19 protein-coding genes are annotated in these 16586 nt (G+C 41.3%); 13 read left to right on the forward strand and 6 right to left on the reverse strand.

Annotated elements, in window-relative coordinates:
• From N0B29_RS08780 to N0B29_RS08790, 3 genes are all read left to right on the forward strand, one after another.
• On the forward strand, positions 1–267 hold a 267-nt coding region (locus N0B29_RS08780; protein WP_263833346.1), incomplete at its 5' end, for a hypothetical protein.
• 245 nt (positions 268–512) lie between these two features.
• A complete protein-coding gene (locus tag N0B29_RS08785) occupies positions 513–851 on the forward strand; it encodes a hypothetical protein (RefSeq protein ID WP_263833347.1) in 339 nt (112 codons plus the stop codon).
• 40 nt (positions 852–891) lie between these two features.
• Entirely contained in the window at positions 892–2355 is a 1464-nt protein-coding gene (locus tag N0B29_RS08790; RefSeq protein ID WP_263833348.1) for a DUF3373 family protein, read from the forward strand.
• Between the two features lie 25 nt (positions 2356–2380).
• Here the strand turns inward: N0B29_RS08790 and N0B29_RS08795 are convergent, their stop codons facing one another.
• Together N0B29_RS08795 and N0B29_RS08800 are read right to left on the reverse strand one after the other, a co-directional pair.
• On the reverse strand, positions 2381–3187 hold the full coding sequence (locus N0B29_RS08795) for an Mrp/NBP35 family ATP-binding protein (RefSeq protein ID WP_263833349.1): 807 nt from the start codon (positions 3185–3187) through the stop codon (positions 2381–2383).
• Positions 3180–3545 (reverse strand): hypothetical protein, encoded by a 366-nt coding sequence (locus N0B29_RS08800; protein ID WP_263833350.1) that lies wholly within the window; start codon positions 3543–3545, stop codon positions 3180–3182. The genes N0B29_RS08795 and N0B29_RS08800 overlap by 8 nt, the downstream gene beginning before the upstream one ends.
• A gap of 223 nt (positions 3546–3768) precedes the next feature.
• Between N0B29_RS08800 and N0B29_RS08805 the strand changes: the two genes are divergently transcribed.
• From N0B29_RS08805 to N0B29_RS08845, 9 genes are read left to right on the forward strand one after another with little or no spacing between them, the layout of a single operon-like run.
• A complete protein-coding gene (locus N0B29_RS08805) occupies positions 3769–4797 on the forward strand; it encodes a sulfurtransferase (RefSeq protein ID WP_263833351.1) in 1029 nt (342 codons plus the stop codon).
• Between the two features lie 11 nt (positions 4798–4808).
• A complete protein-coding gene (locus N0B29_RS08810) occupies positions 4809–7676 on the forward strand; it encodes a molybdopterin-dependent oxidoreductase (RefSeq protein WP_263833352.1) in 2868 nt (955 codons plus the stop codon).
• Between the two features lie 3 nt (positions 7677–7679).
• Positions 7680–8783 (forward strand): 4Fe-4S dicluster domain-containing protein, encoded by a 1104-nt coding sequence (locus N0B29_RS08815; protein WP_263833353.1) that lies wholly within the window; start codon positions 7680–7682, stop codon positions 8781–8783.
• Positions 8780–9964, forward strand: a complete 1185-nt coding sequence (locus N0B29_RS08820; protein ID WP_263833354.1) for an ethylbenzene dehydrogenase-related protein — start codon at positions 8780–8782, stop codon at positions 9962–9964. Before N0B29_RS08815 ends, N0B29_RS08820 begins: the two co-directional genes overlap by 4 nt.
• Positions 9961–10350 (forward strand): hypothetical protein, encoded by a 390-nt coding sequence (locus tag N0B29_RS08825; RefSeq protein ID WP_263833355.1) that lies wholly within the window; start codon positions 9961–9963, stop codon positions 10348–10350. The genes N0B29_RS08820 and N0B29_RS08825 overlap by 4 nt, the downstream gene beginning before the upstream one ends.
• Complete coding sequence (locus N0B29_RS08830) at positions 10350–10901, forward strand: TorD/DmsD family molecular chaperone (RefSeq protein WP_263833356.1); 552 nt, start codon at positions 10350–10352, stop codon at positions 10899–10901. Before N0B29_RS08825 ends, N0B29_RS08830 begins: the two co-directional genes overlap by 1 nt.
• Entirely contained in the window at positions 10895–11914 is a 1020-nt protein-coding gene (locus tag N0B29_RS08835) for a 4Fe-4S binding protein (RefSeq protein WP_263833357.1), read from the forward strand. Before N0B29_RS08830 ends, N0B29_RS08835 begins: the two co-directional genes overlap by 7 nt.
• A 48-nt stretch (positions 11915–11962) precedes the next feature.
• A complete protein-coding gene (locus N0B29_RS08840) occupies positions 11963–12211 on the forward strand; it encodes a DUF3862 domain-containing protein (RefSeq protein ID WP_263833358.1) in 249 nt (82 codons plus the stop codon).
• A 58-nt stretch (positions 12212–12269) separates the two neighbouring features.
• Complete coding sequence (locus tag N0B29_RS08845; protein ID WP_263833359.1) at positions 12270–12782, forward strand: DUF4405 domain-containing protein; 513 nt, start codon at positions 12270–12272, stop codon at positions 12780–12782.
• Positions 12783–12835: 53 nt separating this feature from the next.
• Here the strand turns inward: N0B29_RS08845 and N0B29_RS08850 are convergent, their stop codons facing one another.
• From N0B29_RS08850 to moaC, 3 genes are read right to left on the reverse strand one after another with little or no spacing between them, the layout of a single operon-like run.
• A complete protein-coding gene (locus tag N0B29_RS08850; protein ID WP_263833360.1) occupies positions 12836–14089 on the reverse strand; it encodes a DUF6781 family protein in 1254 nt (417 codons plus the stop codon).
• Positions 14090–14101: 12 nt separating this feature from the next.
• Positions 14102–14359 carry an HP0495 family protein gene (locus tag N0B29_RS08855; protein WP_263833361.1) on the reverse strand — a complete coding sequence of 86 codons (258 nt, stop codon included), beginning with the start codon at positions 14357–14359 and terminating at the stop codon, positions 14102–14104.
• Positions 14331–14810, reverse strand: coding sequence for a cyclic pyranopterin monophosphate synthase MoaC (gene moaC, locus N0B29_RS08860; RefSeq protein WP_263833362.1), 480 nt, complete (start codon positions 14808–14810; stop codon positions 14331–14333). Before moaC ends, N0B29_RS08855 begins: the two co-directional genes overlap by 29 nt.
• Positions 14811–15161: 351 nt before the next feature.
• Here moaC and rbp point away from each other — a divergent pair, with 351 nt between their 5' ends.
• The gene (gene rbp, locus N0B29_RS08865) at positions 15162–15440 is read left to right on the forward strand and encodes an RNA-binding regulator (protein WP_025346286.1); all 279 of its coding nucleotides are present in this window, start codon (positions 15162–15164) and stop codon (positions 15438–15440) included.
• Positions 15441–15494: 54 nt separating this feature from the next.
• Here rbp and N0B29_RS08870 read toward each other — a convergent pair whose 3' ends face one another.
• Positions 15495–16541: a phospholipase A gene (locus N0B29_RS08870; protein WP_263833363.1), complete on the reverse strand. Its 1047-nt coding sequence runs from the start codon at positions 16539–16541 to the stop codon at positions 15495–15497.
• Positions 16542–16586 lie beyond the last annotated feature (45 nt).

A 16586-nucleotide genomic window follows, 5' to 3' on the forward strand; every position in this document is an offset into this window, starting at 1 on the left:
GATGCAGCAAAGGGGCAGAAGTACTATCTTAAGTATATGAAAGATGGTTCAGGTATGAATGGTGCGAAATTCGCAACACAACACACTCAAGCAGAGTGGAAAGCACTTTTTGATGGCAAAGCAGAGAAATTTGTTGCTGAGTATTCTAAAAAGTATCCAGGGTTAGATGCATTCCTAAAAGGCGATAAATTTGAGAAATTTATGCCAGATATTAGAGATTTCTGTATAGAGTTTGCAAGCGATAGCGGCAACGTTCCGTCTTGCTAATTTTCTCCTAAAGCCTCCATGCTTTTCAGGTAATATTTTTATTTATCTGAAAAGCAATTCTAAAAGTTAAATAAAATTTACTATAAATTCCCCTATTTTTCAGCTTTAACTCTTTTAAATTAAGAAAAGTAAAAAAAAGTAAAAATAATTTTTACTTATTCTCTCAGGATATTTGTTTTTTAAATTAAAATTTATTTTACTTTTGTTATGATGCTTGCATATCTAAAATTTGAAAAGGAGAAATGATGAAAAAAGTCATTGGTTTACTTGTTTCAGCTTTCTTAGTTGTGGGCTTAATGAGCACTTCTGCATTTGCGGATGCAGCAAAGGGGCAGAAGTACTATCTTAAGTATATGAAAGATGGTTCAGGTATGAATGGTGCGAAATTCGCAACACAACACACTCAAGCAGAGTGGAAAGCACTTTTTGATGGCAAAGCAGAGAAATTTGTTGCTGAGTATTCTAAAAAGTATCCAGGGTTAGATGCATTCCTAAAAGGCGATAAATTTGAGAAATTTATGCCAGATATTAGAGATTTCTGTATAGAGTTTGCAAGCGATAGCGGCAACGTTCCGTCTTGCTAGTTGTGTCAAATAATTCTTACTAAAAAAAGGTAAAAAAAAGATGAAGAAAATCATCGCTCCACTGCTCTTAGGAGCAGCACTATCATCAGCGTTCGCTGCAGATGATTCACTCAAGCAAGAAGTAGAGGCGCTTAAAGCGCAAATGGCAGAGCTAAAAAGTGCTCAAGCAAAACTCAATGTAGATGCATTAAGAGCTCAAGTTTCTGAGATCAAAGCGCATGATGCAGGGGATAATGTCAAGTTTAACGTTGACTTTAGAACAGCGTATGATGCTGTTAGTTATAAGCTTAATAATGCACCAGATCAAGATAATGGTATTTGGACTAATAAGTTAATTCTTGGGATGGCAGCTCAACCTGCTGACAATCTAGTCTTTCAGGGAAAGCTTGGGGTATATAAGACATTTGGTCAAAATAATATGGACCAAACTAGTATGTTTCAAGCATTTGACTGGTATGGAACTAATAAACCAGGTGATGACAGTATTAAGCTAAGAGAAGCTTATTTTATATATTCTGACGATATGGGTGATGTACATTATGCTGTTTCATTTGGTCGCCGTCCATCACTTGATGGTTTTATGACTGACCTAAGAGCTGATAATGATGCACCAGCTTCTCCTGTTGGTCATAATATCAGTATGGAATTTGATGGCGCAAGCTTTAAATTTGATTTTGATAAAGTTACAGGTATTTCAGGACTTTATTTTAAAATTTGTTTAGGCAGAGGCTATTCGAATACAACAGGTTCTTACTCAATGAACTCATCAGGTGGATTTAGTCCAGCGTATGTTGAAGATAGCGCTAATCCTAATATGGACTTAGCAGGACTTTTAGTGCAACTCTATGATAATGGGCAGTACAAAGTAATGGCAAATTACTTTAAAGCTTGGAATATGATGGATATTAATGCTATGACTTCAAACTTTAGTACTGGGCAAATATTTTTTGGTGATGTAGGCGATATGACAGGTGGATCGTTATCCGTTCAAGTTAACGGTATCGGCGATGGTCTTAGTGATTTCTTAGATGATAGTATTTTCTTCCTCTCTTATGCCTTTAATAAAACAGATCCAAAGGGAACACATTTTATTCCTGATGGAATGGGTGGTGGTGCAATGGGCACAGAAATGTTAGGATCTTCAAGTAAAGAGACAGGTTCTTCTGTTTATACAGGTCTTCAATTACCAGGTATTGCAAAGGGCCAAAGACTTGGCTTAGAGTATAACCATGGTAGTAAATACTGGAGAAGTTACACCTATGGTGAAGATACACTTGCAGGTTCTAAGCTAGCTACCCGTGGTGATGCGTATGAAATCTACTATAAACTTCCAATTGTAGGTAAAAATTTAACTGCGCAGTTGAGTTATGTTTATATGAATTATGACTATACTGGTAGTAATACATTCTTTGGTTGGACCGGAACACCTATGGATCCATCAACAGTACCAGGTGCTGTTAAATCAGCTTCTGATATCCGTGCTTCTTTAAGATATAAATACTAATTTTATATCATCTTCCTAAGAGAGGTCATAAGACCTCTCTCACTCTTTTTACAATACTCTCATACATCTCTTTTGTCGTTGCCTCGCCCAAAGCCATAGGGATTTTACCTTGATCGCTTAGGTTTAAAATATCGCTTGTGAGCGGAATTTGTCCTAGAAGGGGAATATGGTAGGTAGAGCAGAGTTTTTGAGCTCCTCCACTTCCAAAGATGTCATAACGTTTTTCTGTATCGGGGGCTATAAAATAGCTCATATTTTCCACCAGCCCTAAAATAGGAACGTGAATATCTTGAAACATCACAATGGCGCGGCTGACATCATCGGTTGAGAGCATTTGAGGCGTGGTGACAAGTACGACACCGCACAGAGGAAGCTCTTGTGCCATGGTGAGTTGCACATCGCCTGTTCCTGGAGGCATGTCGATGACTAAAACATCCAATTCTCCCCAAGCAACGTCTTCTAAAAACTGCATTAAGGCACTCACGGCTACGGAGCTTCTCCAGACCAGTGGCGTATCGCTTTTGGGCGTTGTAAGCCCCACACTCATCACTTTAATACCAAAATTTTCACTGGGGATCATTTTATTCTCATCATTCCATTGTAATTTTTCAGCCTCAACACCTAGAAGCCTTGGAATGCTTGGTCCGTAAATGTCTGCATCTAATAGTCCTACATGTAAACCACTTTGGGCAAGTCCTACAGCAAGGTTTGCCGCAACGGTGCTTTTACCAACACCGCCTTTGCCACTGCTAACGGCGATGACTTTATTGGCATAAGGGGCTCTGTTATTGGGCTTTTGGGTTGAGCCATAGGGTATTTTGGTTTTAAGCATTTTCATCCTTTACATGTAAAGTAAATTCTCGTTTTAAGAGATAGGTTGTTTTTTCTATTTTCATAAGCCACGGTTGCAGTAAGAGTGCTGTTTTGGGGTAGTGCGCAATACTTTCTTGTAAGGTTTGCGCTTTGTTCTTTAAAAGATCACATATAAGCGCAAGAAACGCCTGCTCTTGTTCGGTCTCTTTTACATGTAAAAGAAGCGTTTGCATTAAAAAGGCACGTTTTTTAAAAGGAAGTTCAATGCCAAGTGATGAACCCATCCTGATAATCTCTTGTGTATTGATATAACATCCGCAGTGAAACAGTGAAAGCAGATGCTTTTCTACATGTAAAGGCATAGAGGGCTGGTGCATAATTTTCCTTTGGCTAAGTTACATTTTCGTAACAAATTTATCATACTTAAAATATTTTACATCGTGTTAAGTAAAGCCACACTAAAATCGAGTAAATAACTAGGATATAAAGTAACACTTCAGCTCTTTAGGGGCTTTATAGAGAATAAAGTAGCGAAAATTGCTTTATAGATGGGTATTTGTGTCTTTAATTTTGTGTATAAATGTTACAAAAGGAGTTTGTATGGGATGGCTAAGAGGTATTCTCTTTGGCTCTATCGCTGTTTCAAGCCTCTATGCTACATCAAGTGACATCTTGATTTCAGCAGAGGATGCGATGAAGTTAATCGGGCAAGAGAAAGTGATGTTTGTCACGGGTGATGACGAAGACATTTACGCTACGGGGCATATTAAAGGCTCAGTCGAGATGTATGCGCACCATTTGCATCACTCAAATATTACAGGCAAGATGGAGTGCGCACCGCTTTTTATGTGTAAAGAGGAAGCGGAGCATTACATAGGTAGTAAAGGGATTACGAATGACACATTGGTCATTGCTTATGATGACTTTAAAGGTCCTAATGCAACGGGTGTTTATGCGTACTTTAAAAGTTACGGGCATGAGAAAGTAAAGATTCTTAATGGCGGACGTGCGGCAATGATGGCGGCTGATCCTGAGCAGAAAATTTACGATGGCATCAAAGCGCAGATCAAAGAGGCAAAAGATGATAAGGCTTTAGTTGAAAAGCTAACATCACAGCTTAAAGAGCAAGAGAAAAAGCTCATCGTGCAAAAAGGAGCTGAGGTTAAGGGGACACCAAAGTCTTATAGTATTGATCTTAGCAAAGTGAATTACAACTACATTGCGGGTAAAGATGAACTACGCAAAGCTGTGGATGATTTGATACAAAAAGGGCAAAAATCCTCTTTTGCCATTATTGATGCACGTGGCTTTGAAGAGATCATGGGAGAGCGTAAGATGGATAATGCGGCGCGCGGTGGACATATACCTGGAGCGACATTCATTGAGTGGAAAAATATGACAGACATGGATAAAAAACTCTCTTTTAAAGCGTTGGAAAAAATGCAAGCAGTCTTTGATCAAAATGGCATCACCAAAGATAAAACGATCTACGCTTACTGTCATGTGGGAGCAGGAAGAAGCTCACATATCATCACCGCACTTGAACTTTTAGGCTATCCCCATGTAAAAGTGTATACGGGTAGTTGGGATGAATGGGCGAATGATATGAACTTGCCGATACGAAGATAGAGGAGAAGATGATGATAAAAAGAAGAGACTTTTTAAAAATATCCAGTGCAACCGCTGCAATGATCGCAGGAGAAGGGTATGCGTTTGCCAAGACGGGTGTTACCAAAATCGAAAATGCAAAAGAGAACTACCCCAATACCAGTTATAGCGAAGAGATGTACCGTAATGAGTTTGGCTTTACGTACGGTAAAAAAGAGGAGCATGGCTTTGCGTACCACTGTGTGAACTGTCAAGGTAACTGTTCGTGGGAAATTTGGTCAAATAACGGCGTCGTTACCCGTGAAAATCAATCTTCACGTTACCCATCTATCAATGCAAAAGTGCCAGATTTTAACCCAAGAGGGTGTAACAAGGGTGTGCAACACTCCCAGATTATGTATGAAAAAGACCGATTGCTCTATCCGATGAAACGTATGGGCAAAAGAGGCGAAGGAAAATGGAAGCGCATCAGTTGGGATGAAGCATCCACTGAAGTCGCACAAAAGATTTGGGATGTTATGGTTGATCCTAAAAAAGGCCCTGAGAAGTTAATGGTACACGCAGGAACGGGTCTTTTAACCGAAGGTAGACGTGGTGGACCCTTAAGACTTTCAACACAGTTAGGTGCTGTAAGAATTTACCCAGCGTCTTACCTTGGAGATATGTTTAGTGGTGCAGCAATTGCCTATGGTGAGGGAAATCTTGGTTGTACCTATGACTTTATGTACACGGTGAACACCGCAGTCTTTTGGGGTGGTAACCCTTCGGTTTCACGTATTCCTGATGCGCACTTTGTGTGGGAAGGTAAATACAATGGTGCGAAGATCATCGTCATTACCCCTGAGTTTAATGCAAGCGCACGTGCGGCAGATCTTTGGATACCGATTAAAGCAGGAAGCGACAACATTCTTGCGATGAGTGTTATCTATGAGATTTTAAATGCAAAGATGTATAAACCCGCTTTTGCAAAAACCTATACCGATCTTCCTTTTTTAGTGAGAGTTGACAACAAGAAACTATTGCGACGCTCAGAGATGGAAAAAGCAAAAGATGAGAAAGAGCATCACAGCTTTGATGAGCAATTTTACGCATGGAATACTAAAACCAATGCACCCGCCATTATGCCCGGAAGTGAAGGCAGTGAGCATAAAACCCTGCGCCTAAGCGACTTTGGCATTGAACCACTTTTAGAGGGTGAATTTGAAGTAACGCTTTTAAGCGGTGAAAAAGTGAAAGTGACCACGGTGTTTGAGATGTTAAAGCGAAGCACTGCACGCTTCAGCCCTGAAGCCACACAAGCACAAACAGAGGTGCATCCAGATACCGTACGCCAACTCGCACGTGATATTGCGCTTCCTAAAGTGGTGGAGATCACCACAGGATTTAGTTTGAACAAGTACTTCAACGGCATGATGTCAATCTGGAACATCGCTTCTATCTGTGGGTTAACAGGTCGTTTAGGACCTTATGGTGGGCTCAATACGGAAAATGAGTTCCAACTTAGCGGTCTTGAAGCACTCAGCGGGTTTAGCGGTAAATACACCGCGCGCTTTGGTTCAGGTTTTGTGGGTGAGTTTATTTTGGGCGATGGCATGAAGACGTTTGAGAAGTATTTTAGCGATGCCGATGTCAGACGTGCGCAAAATGGGATGAGTAAAGAGGAGTATATGAAGGTTGTTTCATTGCTTCTTGAAAAAGGCAAAGATGGCAAAGAAAAAGGGGTCAAACCTCATTGGACGCCTGAAGTGGCACTCATCGTTGCAGATTCAAAGTTTAGGCGCAACAAAGGTAATGATTATAAAGAAGCTTTTTTGAATAAGACCAAATACTTTGCGTATGTGGATACACGCATGAGTGAAGCGGCAGTCTATGCGGACATTTTACTGCCAGCAAAAAGTCACTACGAGGTGTGGGATATACGAAGTAGCCCTGGGTATCATCGTTTTACAAACTTAGCGCAACCGGCTAAAAACCTCAAACCTGTGGGTGAAGCGATGGATGAGTGGAGTATGTTTGCACTCATTACCAAAAAGCTTGAAGCGATTGCCAATAAGCCTGAAAACAAAGAAAAAGCCAAAGTCAAAGATGACAAACGCTATGCCAAAGAGGGCTTCCATGACCTGAGTATCGTGCATCAAGAGTTTACGAACAATGATGAAGAGAGTCGCTCTGAGATGGAGCCACTGTTGGGTACCGACAAGCAAGCGGTGGAAGCAGCACTTGCTAACTGTGTGCAGTATGAGCCGTGGACGATTGAGAAGATGTATAAAACAGGGGGCTTTTTACAGCTCAATGAAAAAGCAGCCAAAAGTTCACCATTGTATGCCGATAGGCCGTTTAATTCCAATGAAGATCATCTTTATAAATTCGCTCGTTTTGAGACACTCAGCGGTCGACAAACATTTTACGTAGATCACGATATGTACATCAAAATGGGAGCACAAACCAATACGGGTATGCAAGGCATTCGCCCCGATAGCAAAGCGCATCCTTTTGCGATGCTTACACCGCATGCAAGATGGAGCATTCACTCCAACTACAAAACAAGCCGTACACTGCTTCGTTTACAGCGTGGTGTTCCTGCGATTCAGGTCAATCGTGAAGTTGCCAAGATGAAAGGAATCAAAGATGGCGATTCTATTCGTATCTTTAACGCTATTGGTGAGTTTTATGCAATGGCAAAACTGAGCTCCTCGTGTCCACCTGATGGTATTGTTTTAGAAGATGGATGGGAGCCTTACATGTACAAAAATAAACGAGGGCATAATGAAGTGGTGCCAACCTCACTCAATCTTTTGGAGATGGCTGATGGCTGGGGGCACTTGAAGTTTGGAGGACTTTGGGATGGTAATCAATACGCCTATGATGGCGCGGTCAATTTTGAAAAGGCAAGGGGGTAAGTCATGTCACAACGTCAATTAGCCATGGTAATGGATCTTAATAAGTGTATTGGCTGTCAGACCTGTACTGTCTCTTGCAAAACTCAGTGGACAAACCGCAACGGGCGCGAATACATGTACTGGAACAATGTGGAGACCTACCCAGGTGAGGGCTACCCTAAAAAATGGCAAGAACTCGGCGGTGGGTTTGATGAAGCGGGAGACCTAAAAGCGGGCGTTGTGCCAAGCTTGCAAGGTGAGTATGGTGTGCCTTGGGATTATAACCATGAAGAGCTTGCGAATGGGGCACAGCTCAAACCTCATGTGGATCCAAAATGGGGACCAAACTGGGATGAAGATGAGGGTGCTGGGGATTTCCCGAACGATAACTACTTCTTTTATATTCCACGTATCTGTAACCACTGTACCAACCCAGGGTGTCTCAGTGCTTGTCCAAGAGATGCCATCTTTAAACGCGATCAAGACGGTGTTGTTTTGGTAGATTTGGATCGTTGCCAAGGGTATCGCTACTGCATCGCAGGGTGTCCGTACAAAAAAATCTACTTCAACCCACGTATCTCTAAAAGTGAGAAGTGTATTCTCTGTTTTCCACGCATTGAGAAAGGCTTACCGCCTGCGTGTGCGCAACAGTGTGTTGGACGTATTCGCTTTGTCGGCTTTTTGGATGATGAAGAGGGACAAGTCTATAAACTCGTGAAAAAGTTCAAAGTGGCACTGCCATTGCGTCCTGATTATGGAACCGAATCAAACGTTTACTACGTGCCGCCAACCGAAGCGCCACCGAAATTTGATGCTAACGGGAAAATTATTGAGGGAAGTGAGCGCATTCCTCCTGAAGTGTTGGAAAAACTTTTTGGCAAAGAGGTGCATGAAGCAGCTAGGACGCTTCGGGCTGAGATGAAAAAGCGTAAAGAGACAGGAGAGAGTGAACTCATGGACTTGCTCATTGCGTACAAACATGAAGATATGTTTAGACTCGATAATAACTATTACGCTGAGTATGCTAAGTCAAAAGGAATGCCAGTCATCAAGCCTGTGGATGAGCGTTATCTTAGCGGTAAATACACCTCTAAGATGAAGTTTTTCACGAAGGGGGCAAACGCATGAAAACATTAAAAACGATCATTGTGTTGATGAGCCTTTTAGGGCTAACTAGTTTAATGGCGCAGAGTTTGAATGCTTTATATGTAAAAGAGGATCTTTCTAAAGTGAGCCTAACGTCAAATGTTTGGCAAAAAGCAAAAGAGCAAAGTGTTGAGGTCTATCCTCAAACGACCATAGAGATGAATGATGCGGAACTGATAAAAGCCAATGAAGCGAACCTTGCTAAAGTTTTACATGTAAAGACTTTGAGCGATGGAAAATCGGTCGCATTTTTACTTCAGTGGAATGATAAAACCAAAAGCCTTCAAACAGTGCAAAGCACTACGGACTACAGCGATGGTTTTGCGGTGCAATTTTCAACCGTAAATGACAAACTCCCCTACATTGGTATGGGCAGCGTTGATCGAGCGGTGATTGTGCATTTGCAAAAAGCAACGGGCAAGGTTTATGAGCCCAATAACGGCGGCGATGTTTACCATCAAGTGAACGCATCCAACCAAAACGCCTTTGCCAAAGAGCTTACTTCGTACAAAAATGAGGTTGCAAAGCAGGGGAATGGTGATTATCAGCGTGCATTTATTGCAGAGGGTTTTCGCTCTCTGACACAGATTCGAGATAACTCTGAGCCCTCTTTGATGGAGATGAAGTACGACAAAGGTGTCTGGAGCGCGCTTTTGGTACGCCCTCTTAAAAGTGAACACCTCAATCTTCAAGGCAGTTTTCCTGTCGCTTTTGCGATCTGGGATGGCGAGAAGAAAAACCGTGATGGTGCGAAGTTGCTCAGTGCTTGGGTAGGGGTGAGTCTTGATGCCAATGCTAAAGCGTTAGCTCTTTTGGATGAAGCCAAAGGAGATGCGAGCAATGGCGAGAAGCTCATGATGGAGAACTGTTCGGCATGCCATCAGTATAAATCGGTGAAAAATGCCCCTAACTACATGGCACCAAACCTCTCCAATATCGGTGGATATGCCAATGCGAGTTACCTCAAAGAGTCCATTATGGAGCCAAGTGCTGTTGTGGTGCCAGGCTACAACCTTAACGCGCACAAGAACTTTTTATGGTACACGAGTGATGACAAAGGTGTGCGTACATCAACCATGCCACCGTTTGCGCATTTGGATGAGAAAAGCGTGAATGATCTGGTTGCCTTTATGAAAACCCTCAAAGTGGAGGTCGAAAAATGAAAAAAATAGCACTTTTAATGGCGCTTTTAGCGGTTGGTTTATGTGCCGAGAGTATCGAGAAAAAAGGGTTTTTAACCAGTAAATGGTGCGCACAGAATGGTTACTTTTCAGACTGTCGTTTGGAAAGTCTTGTGTGTGGCAGTGGCGAGTGTTTCAAAAGCTGGGAGTTTGGCGATAAAGTAACCGATGAGCTTGTTTTATTTGTTCACAATGAGCAAAAAATCTATGCGATTGATTACAGTGCCATTCCTCGCTATAAACTTGATGAGCCGATGAACATGAATGAGGTGACGATTAGCGGTGAGGTAAGAGGCGATACGATTGTCGCGAGTGGCTTTAAAGCACCTCCTCCGCCTCAAAAAAGCTTCTTTAAGGGATGTTTATAGTGAATGCTAAAAACAGAGCGCAGATGTACGCTTTTTTATCCAAAATGTTTGCAACGGTTTTGGATGAGAAGCTTATAGGTGAGCTTAAAAACGACAGAGCCATTTTGGAGCTGGTGCTTGATGATGAGGTGGAGTGGTTTGTCACCACGCCACTTTCTGAATTAGAAGAAGCGCTCAATGTCGATTTTAGCTCGCTTTTTTTGATGCACTCACTGCCTATTGAATCGTCTATTTTGGATGACAAAGAAGAGGTTCTCGTGGGGCTTCAAAACCCTGTCATGCAGTTTTACTTTGAACATGGGTATGAGCTTAATCTCACAAAATCAGAGCTTCAAGCTCCGGATCATCTCAGCCTTGAGTGTGCTTTTATGCAAAATTTGATTTTGAAAAATGAGGTTGAGGCACAAAGAGCCTTTTTGCAAAAGCATCTTTTAAACTGGGCGCCAATGTATCTTTTGGGAATTGCCAATATGGCACAAACACCTTTTTACAGGGAACTTTGCGCCCTTGGAGCGGAGTATATCATCGCAGATTATGAGGGACTATGCTAGAGCGAACACTTTACATTGACCGTGTTGGGGCTTTTGCGCTGGATCGCTTGAGCTGTTTGCGCAATGAGTATGCGAACAATGCGTGTACGTTGTGCCAAGATGCTTGTGCGCATGAAGCGTTTGTCTTCAAGCAAGGCAAACTGCGTCTTAGCCCTTTATGCACACAGTGTGGAGCGTGCATGGGCGCGTGTCCTACCAAAGCGCTCTCTTTGTATGGGCACTCTTTGCAAAAAGCGTTAGATTTTGTGAAAAAAGAGGACGCACCACTCTTTGCATGTAAAGGTGAAATGCCCTGTTTGGGAGCGTTGAGTGTTGATGAGTGGTGTGCGATTTTACTGGAGGGAAAAAACGTTACATGTCATCTTTTGGAGTGTGCAACGTGTGAGCATAACCGTGGGAGTGCGGTTGAGCAAAGGATTCGTGTGCGCATTGATGAAGCCAATGATTTTGTGGGCAAGTTGCACAAACGTGAGCGCATTAGCTTCGCTTCCCAAAAGCCAAAAGAGAGCACGCGTAGAGCCTTTTTTGAACGTTTCATCGCACCGTCTAAATTTGTTCCAAGTGTACCAGAAGCACCACGATTTGAGCTCAAAAAAGTGCTTAAAACAACACTTTCTGCGAGTTTGAGGGTAGAGCCTTTCTCTTTTTTACATACGAAAGAGATTGCCCAAAATTGTGATAACTGTAAAGAGTGTGTGCAGTTTTGCCCAAGCCAAGCACTGAGTTACAACCATGACCAGACGGAGCTACTTTTTCAGATGGGCAAGTGTATTGGGTGTGGTATTTGTGAAGATATTTGTAAAAAAGAGGCGATAACAAGTGTGAAAAAAGAGGTTGATTTGATAGATTTCGCGTATGATCGTGCTATTGTTTTGATGCATCATGATCTGCAAGTGTGTCTTACATGTAAATGTGCTTTCTCTTACAAAGGAGGCGAAAAGGTGTGTGAGAGGTGTGCAAGCTTTGAAAAAGAGCATGCACAGATGTTTGTTTTAGCCTCGCAAAGCCACTAAAAAGAAAAAATATGCTAGTCTTTTGCAAGATCGAATCAAGGAGTGACCATGCGATATATCATGATAGCCTTAGTATTGCTTGTTTTTACGGGGTGTACAAAACTAAGCAAAGAAAATTATGACAAAATCCAAGTGGGCATGAGCTACACACAAGTAACGGACATTTTGGGGAAAGCAACTAAATGTGACGCATTTGCAGGCATGAGTGACTGCACGTGGGGCGATGAAAAACAGTATATCAAAGTGAAATTAGTTGCTGATAAAGTGATGTTTATGCATTCACAAGGGATTGAATAATTAACAAAGGGTTAACATAACGCATCTATAATTCCAAACGAAAATTAAGGAGTTATAGATGAAGGTTATCCCAAGAAATATTTTAAGTGCGCTATTGTGCGTCGTATTTGTTATTGTCTCAATTACTGGAATCATGATGTTTTTTAAAATTCGCCCACTTTCCACCGAAACACTTCATATCTGGTTAGGACTTGCGTTTGTTCTTGCTAGTTGTTTACATCTGCTCAAAAACTGGAGTGCTTTTCTCTCTTACTTTAAAAAACGTTCCACGGTACTTTCTATGCTTTTTGGCGTTCTTATCACCGCAGTGTTTATCGTTACACCGTTGTTGATGCCACAACAAGAAAAAGGGATGAATCCTAAGGGTAAAATTATTGGAACGATGATGAATGCACCGCTTTTCAAAGTAGCAGCATTTGTGGATTTGGATGAAGAGATGATGGTCAAGGTATTGGCAGATAAGAAGATTGTAGCGTCTAGTAAGCAATCGGTTTTGGAAATTGCAAAGGCAAATGATAAAACCAATGATGATATTTTAAATCTTGTTTTTGCGGCACCAAAAGCACCGTAATTTAACGTTTTACATGTAAGGAAAAATCCTTACATGTAAAGGTAAAAAAAGGATTATTTATCCTCTTTTTTCATCGCTTCTTTAGCACCTTTAACCGCGCCATCCATCATGTGTTTGGCTACTTCCCACGCACGGAAGCCTAGTTTTTTTGCTTCTTGTGCAACGTGTTTTGCGGTATCGTTTTCAAATTCAAATTGCTTGAATGACTCCACTTTTGCAGAAGCTTTTTTCTCAAATTCATTCACATCTTTTTTGAGTGATTCGAGTTTTTTCTCCGCTTTGTCTTTAAAAGTTTTTTCAAATACGGAAGCTTCAGCTTTAAGCAGTTCAATACGCTCACCAATAACCTCTTTAGCATCGTTTGCTGCGCGCATAATTTTTGCTGTTGAGCTGTTCATCTCTTTGGTCATCTCTTTGATAAGGCTGGCAGAAATACCTTCACTTTGTGAAGCAAGGGCTTCAAGTAAGAGAATAAATTGTTCATCAATGCGTAGAAGCTCTTTGCGAAGATCGGCAAGATCTGTTTCTAAAAGCCCTTCCATCGCTTCAGTTGGCGCGTATTTGAGATCATTCTTAAATTTATCAATCGCTTTGGTAATACCCTCTCGCACACCATTAATAGAGCCATCTAAAATCTCTTTTGCATGTCCGAGATCTTCATCGGCAATATCAATACTTGCGGAGATAATGGTGTTTGAAATATCGATGATACGCTGTTTGGTTAAGTCGCCTTCTGAAATGGTTTGAAAACTGAGATTTTTGGTGATTTCATGAATTGTATCGGCAATATCACTGCCATTTTCAAGTGTTGTAAGTAGCGCCTCTTGCGTAGTTTCTTTCAAAATTCCCAACATCTCAATACCACGTAGCTTTGCATCATGTAACGCTGTAAGCGCACTCTCTTTTGTCTCTTCTTGCATGTGCGAAATATGTGCTTCAAGCACACAAAATGCCTCAGAAAGGGTGGTGCGAATTTGCTGTTTTTGAGCAAAAATGCTTTTCTCAAGTTGCTCTTTTTCGTAGATCGTTTTGTATAAAAACGCCTTTTTTTCGTGGCTGGTTGCTTTTAAAAGACCATCAATCACGGCACTAATGGCACGAGGAGATTTCAGTCCTTCATCATGCAACGCTTTGCAGTAAAGCTCGAAGAGCTCACCAATGCGGTTGTGAATGTTCGTCTCATCTTTGAGACGTTGAACTTTTTTACGTGAAAGCTCAAATGTGAGCTCACTAATCAGTTTAAAAAGTTCAGGCTCGCCTTTTTTCTCTTTGAGTGTGGCTAAAAAAATGGTGTACGTTGATTCCATGGTTGACCTCTTTTACAGTACAAATTTTATGTGTTGATGTGCTTTAAGCAGATGAAAAAGCATTTTACGATCGTCGGCATTATGGACAAGAACACGAAGTGTGTAACTTGCGTAGTTACCTTTAGCGCTATTTTGGGATTTGCGAATCTCATGGATACGCTCTTCCAAAATCTCTTGTACCAGTGTAGTGACATTGTGTTCGGTACTTAGAACAAGTTTATATTCCCAATGACACGGATAATCAAGCTGGAGTTCGGGTGTAGTTTCCACTTTTTCCTCCGCTTTTGGATTCTAAGCGAATATCACTAATGACCATCGATTTGTCGATGGCTTTGGACATATCGTAAATGGTTAAAAGACCAATACTCACACCTGTCAGTGCTTCCATCTCTACGCCGGTTTGTCCTTTGAGTTTAGCGGTAACAGTGAGTTTAAAGCCAGGGAGCTTTGGGAGCTCTTCAACGTCACAATTGACAGAAGTGAGCATTAAAGGGTGACACATAGGAATGAGATCGCTGGTGCGCTTTGTTCCAAGAATTGCCGCAATGACTGCTGTTTGAAGCACAGGTCCTTTTTTCGTTTGCTGTGAAATAATCATATCAAATGCGACTTGGCTCATCGTGATAGTACCGCTTGCTACGGCAACCCTAAAACTTTCACTTTTATCGCTGACGTCGACCATTTTAGGTCTATCTTTTTCGTCTAAATGGGTTAGTTTCATCCGCCCCTCTTTGTTTTTTTATTTTTGACACGCTTTCAAAGCAAAGCTTCTCAAGCTACGTTAACACTTGGTTTTGTTCGGCACAAAGCCCACGCACCTTCGGTGCTTTTAGTTTTTACAAAATGCGTTTCGCAAGAAGCGTAATTATTATAACACCATTTCTCTTAAGTCCGTGTGTGTGATAAGAGTGTGTCATTTTTTCTCATTATCTAGAAAAACAGTTGTCTCTCTACTTAGAAATCTTGATTTTATGCTACAATGATTTTGCAAAGTCGTTCAATGTTATCTGAATTTAACGTAGTTACGGGCAAAAGGTAACAATGAATGATCCAAAAATGAGGAGTACGGTAAATGAATATTTACGTGGGCAATGTAAAGTATGAGATGACGGGAGATCAGCTTAAAGAGATGTTCTCAGCGTATGGTGAAGTATCAAGTGCAAGAATCATCAGTGATAGAGAGACTGGAAGATCAAAAGGTTTCGGTTTTGTTGAAATGCCAAATGATTCAGAAGCATTAGCTGCTATCGAAGCAACAAACGAAAAAGAGATCGGTGGAAGAACTTTAAAAGTTAATGAAGCTAGACCTCGTGAAGAGCGTCCAAGAAGATCTCCTAGAGATTTTAACTAACGCTTAAATGTAAAGAAACGCCACACTTTAATGTGACGCTTCTTTACTACATTTTTATCGTGAGAGTGCGAAACCTATACCAATACGATTCGTTCGTTTATCGTAATCAATAAGGCTTTCTGCATAACCGCTATAAAGTTGTATGTACCCAAATAAACTCTCTTCCCACAATGGGAATGTCCAATCAAACTGCACGGCACCTCGATTATTTTCCCTTTGAAGATTGTCTCTAAGAAGCATTTTAAATGTCTGTTTTTTCCATGGATAAATCAGTTCAAGATCGGCAGAACCTAGATAATCATCAATGTTTGGATTGTCATCGGTGGCACTGCTTTCAGGAATACGATACCAAATACGTGGCGCGATGACGAGTCCTCCTGCTTGGAAAAAAGTCTTTGCATACAGACGATTCCATGAGCGGGATTTGTCTCCACCTTGTCCATTGGATTCATGCAAAATACCAAATTGATAGGCTTTGATAAAACTGTCTTTATCAAAATGTGGCATGATCACAAAAAGTTCAGGTTGGTAGTTTGTTTCACGAAACGGTGCTGAATCAGATGCGGTTTGCCACCACGATGTTTGCGTATACGCTGCAACAATGGTTTCATGCAAACCAAAAAGATTGTCAACGAGCCCTTTTTGGAAGCTTACTTGGAACTTTGTCTCTTGATGTTCCCTGTTTTGATGCGCAACATTATCGTACGTATACGGTAGGAGATAGTTCATCTTATAAGGCGCAATATCAAAGGTTTGAGTCACCATCTGCTGTACGGAGCTTTTGGTCTCTGCATCATCATTGTATGAATCCAAAAATGAACTATACACAGCTTCAGTACGCTCGATTTTTTGCAATTGTTGTGTGAGACTGCTTTCCAATGTTTTATTCTGCTCCACTTTCGTTTCAAAGCTCAAAATGGCAGCTTGTTTGTACCAGATTAACGAGCGGTCATTGTCATGTTGTGCCTCATATTGTTTGGCTAATTCATAGGCTGCTTTGGCATCTCCATGTTTGGCTTGATCCTCAAGAGTACTAAGATCACTCGCCAAAAGCACCCAAGGAATTTGTGCTACAATAGCACATAGAAGTAGTTTTTTCACGCTTTGCCTTTCAAAAGATGAAATTATAACGCAATATTGATGGAT

The organism is Sulfurospirillum oryzae, assembly GCF_025770725.1.
Lineage (GTDB): Bacteria > Campylobacterota > Campylobacteria > Campylobacterales > Sulfurospirillaceae > Sulfurospirillum > Sulfurospirillum oryzae.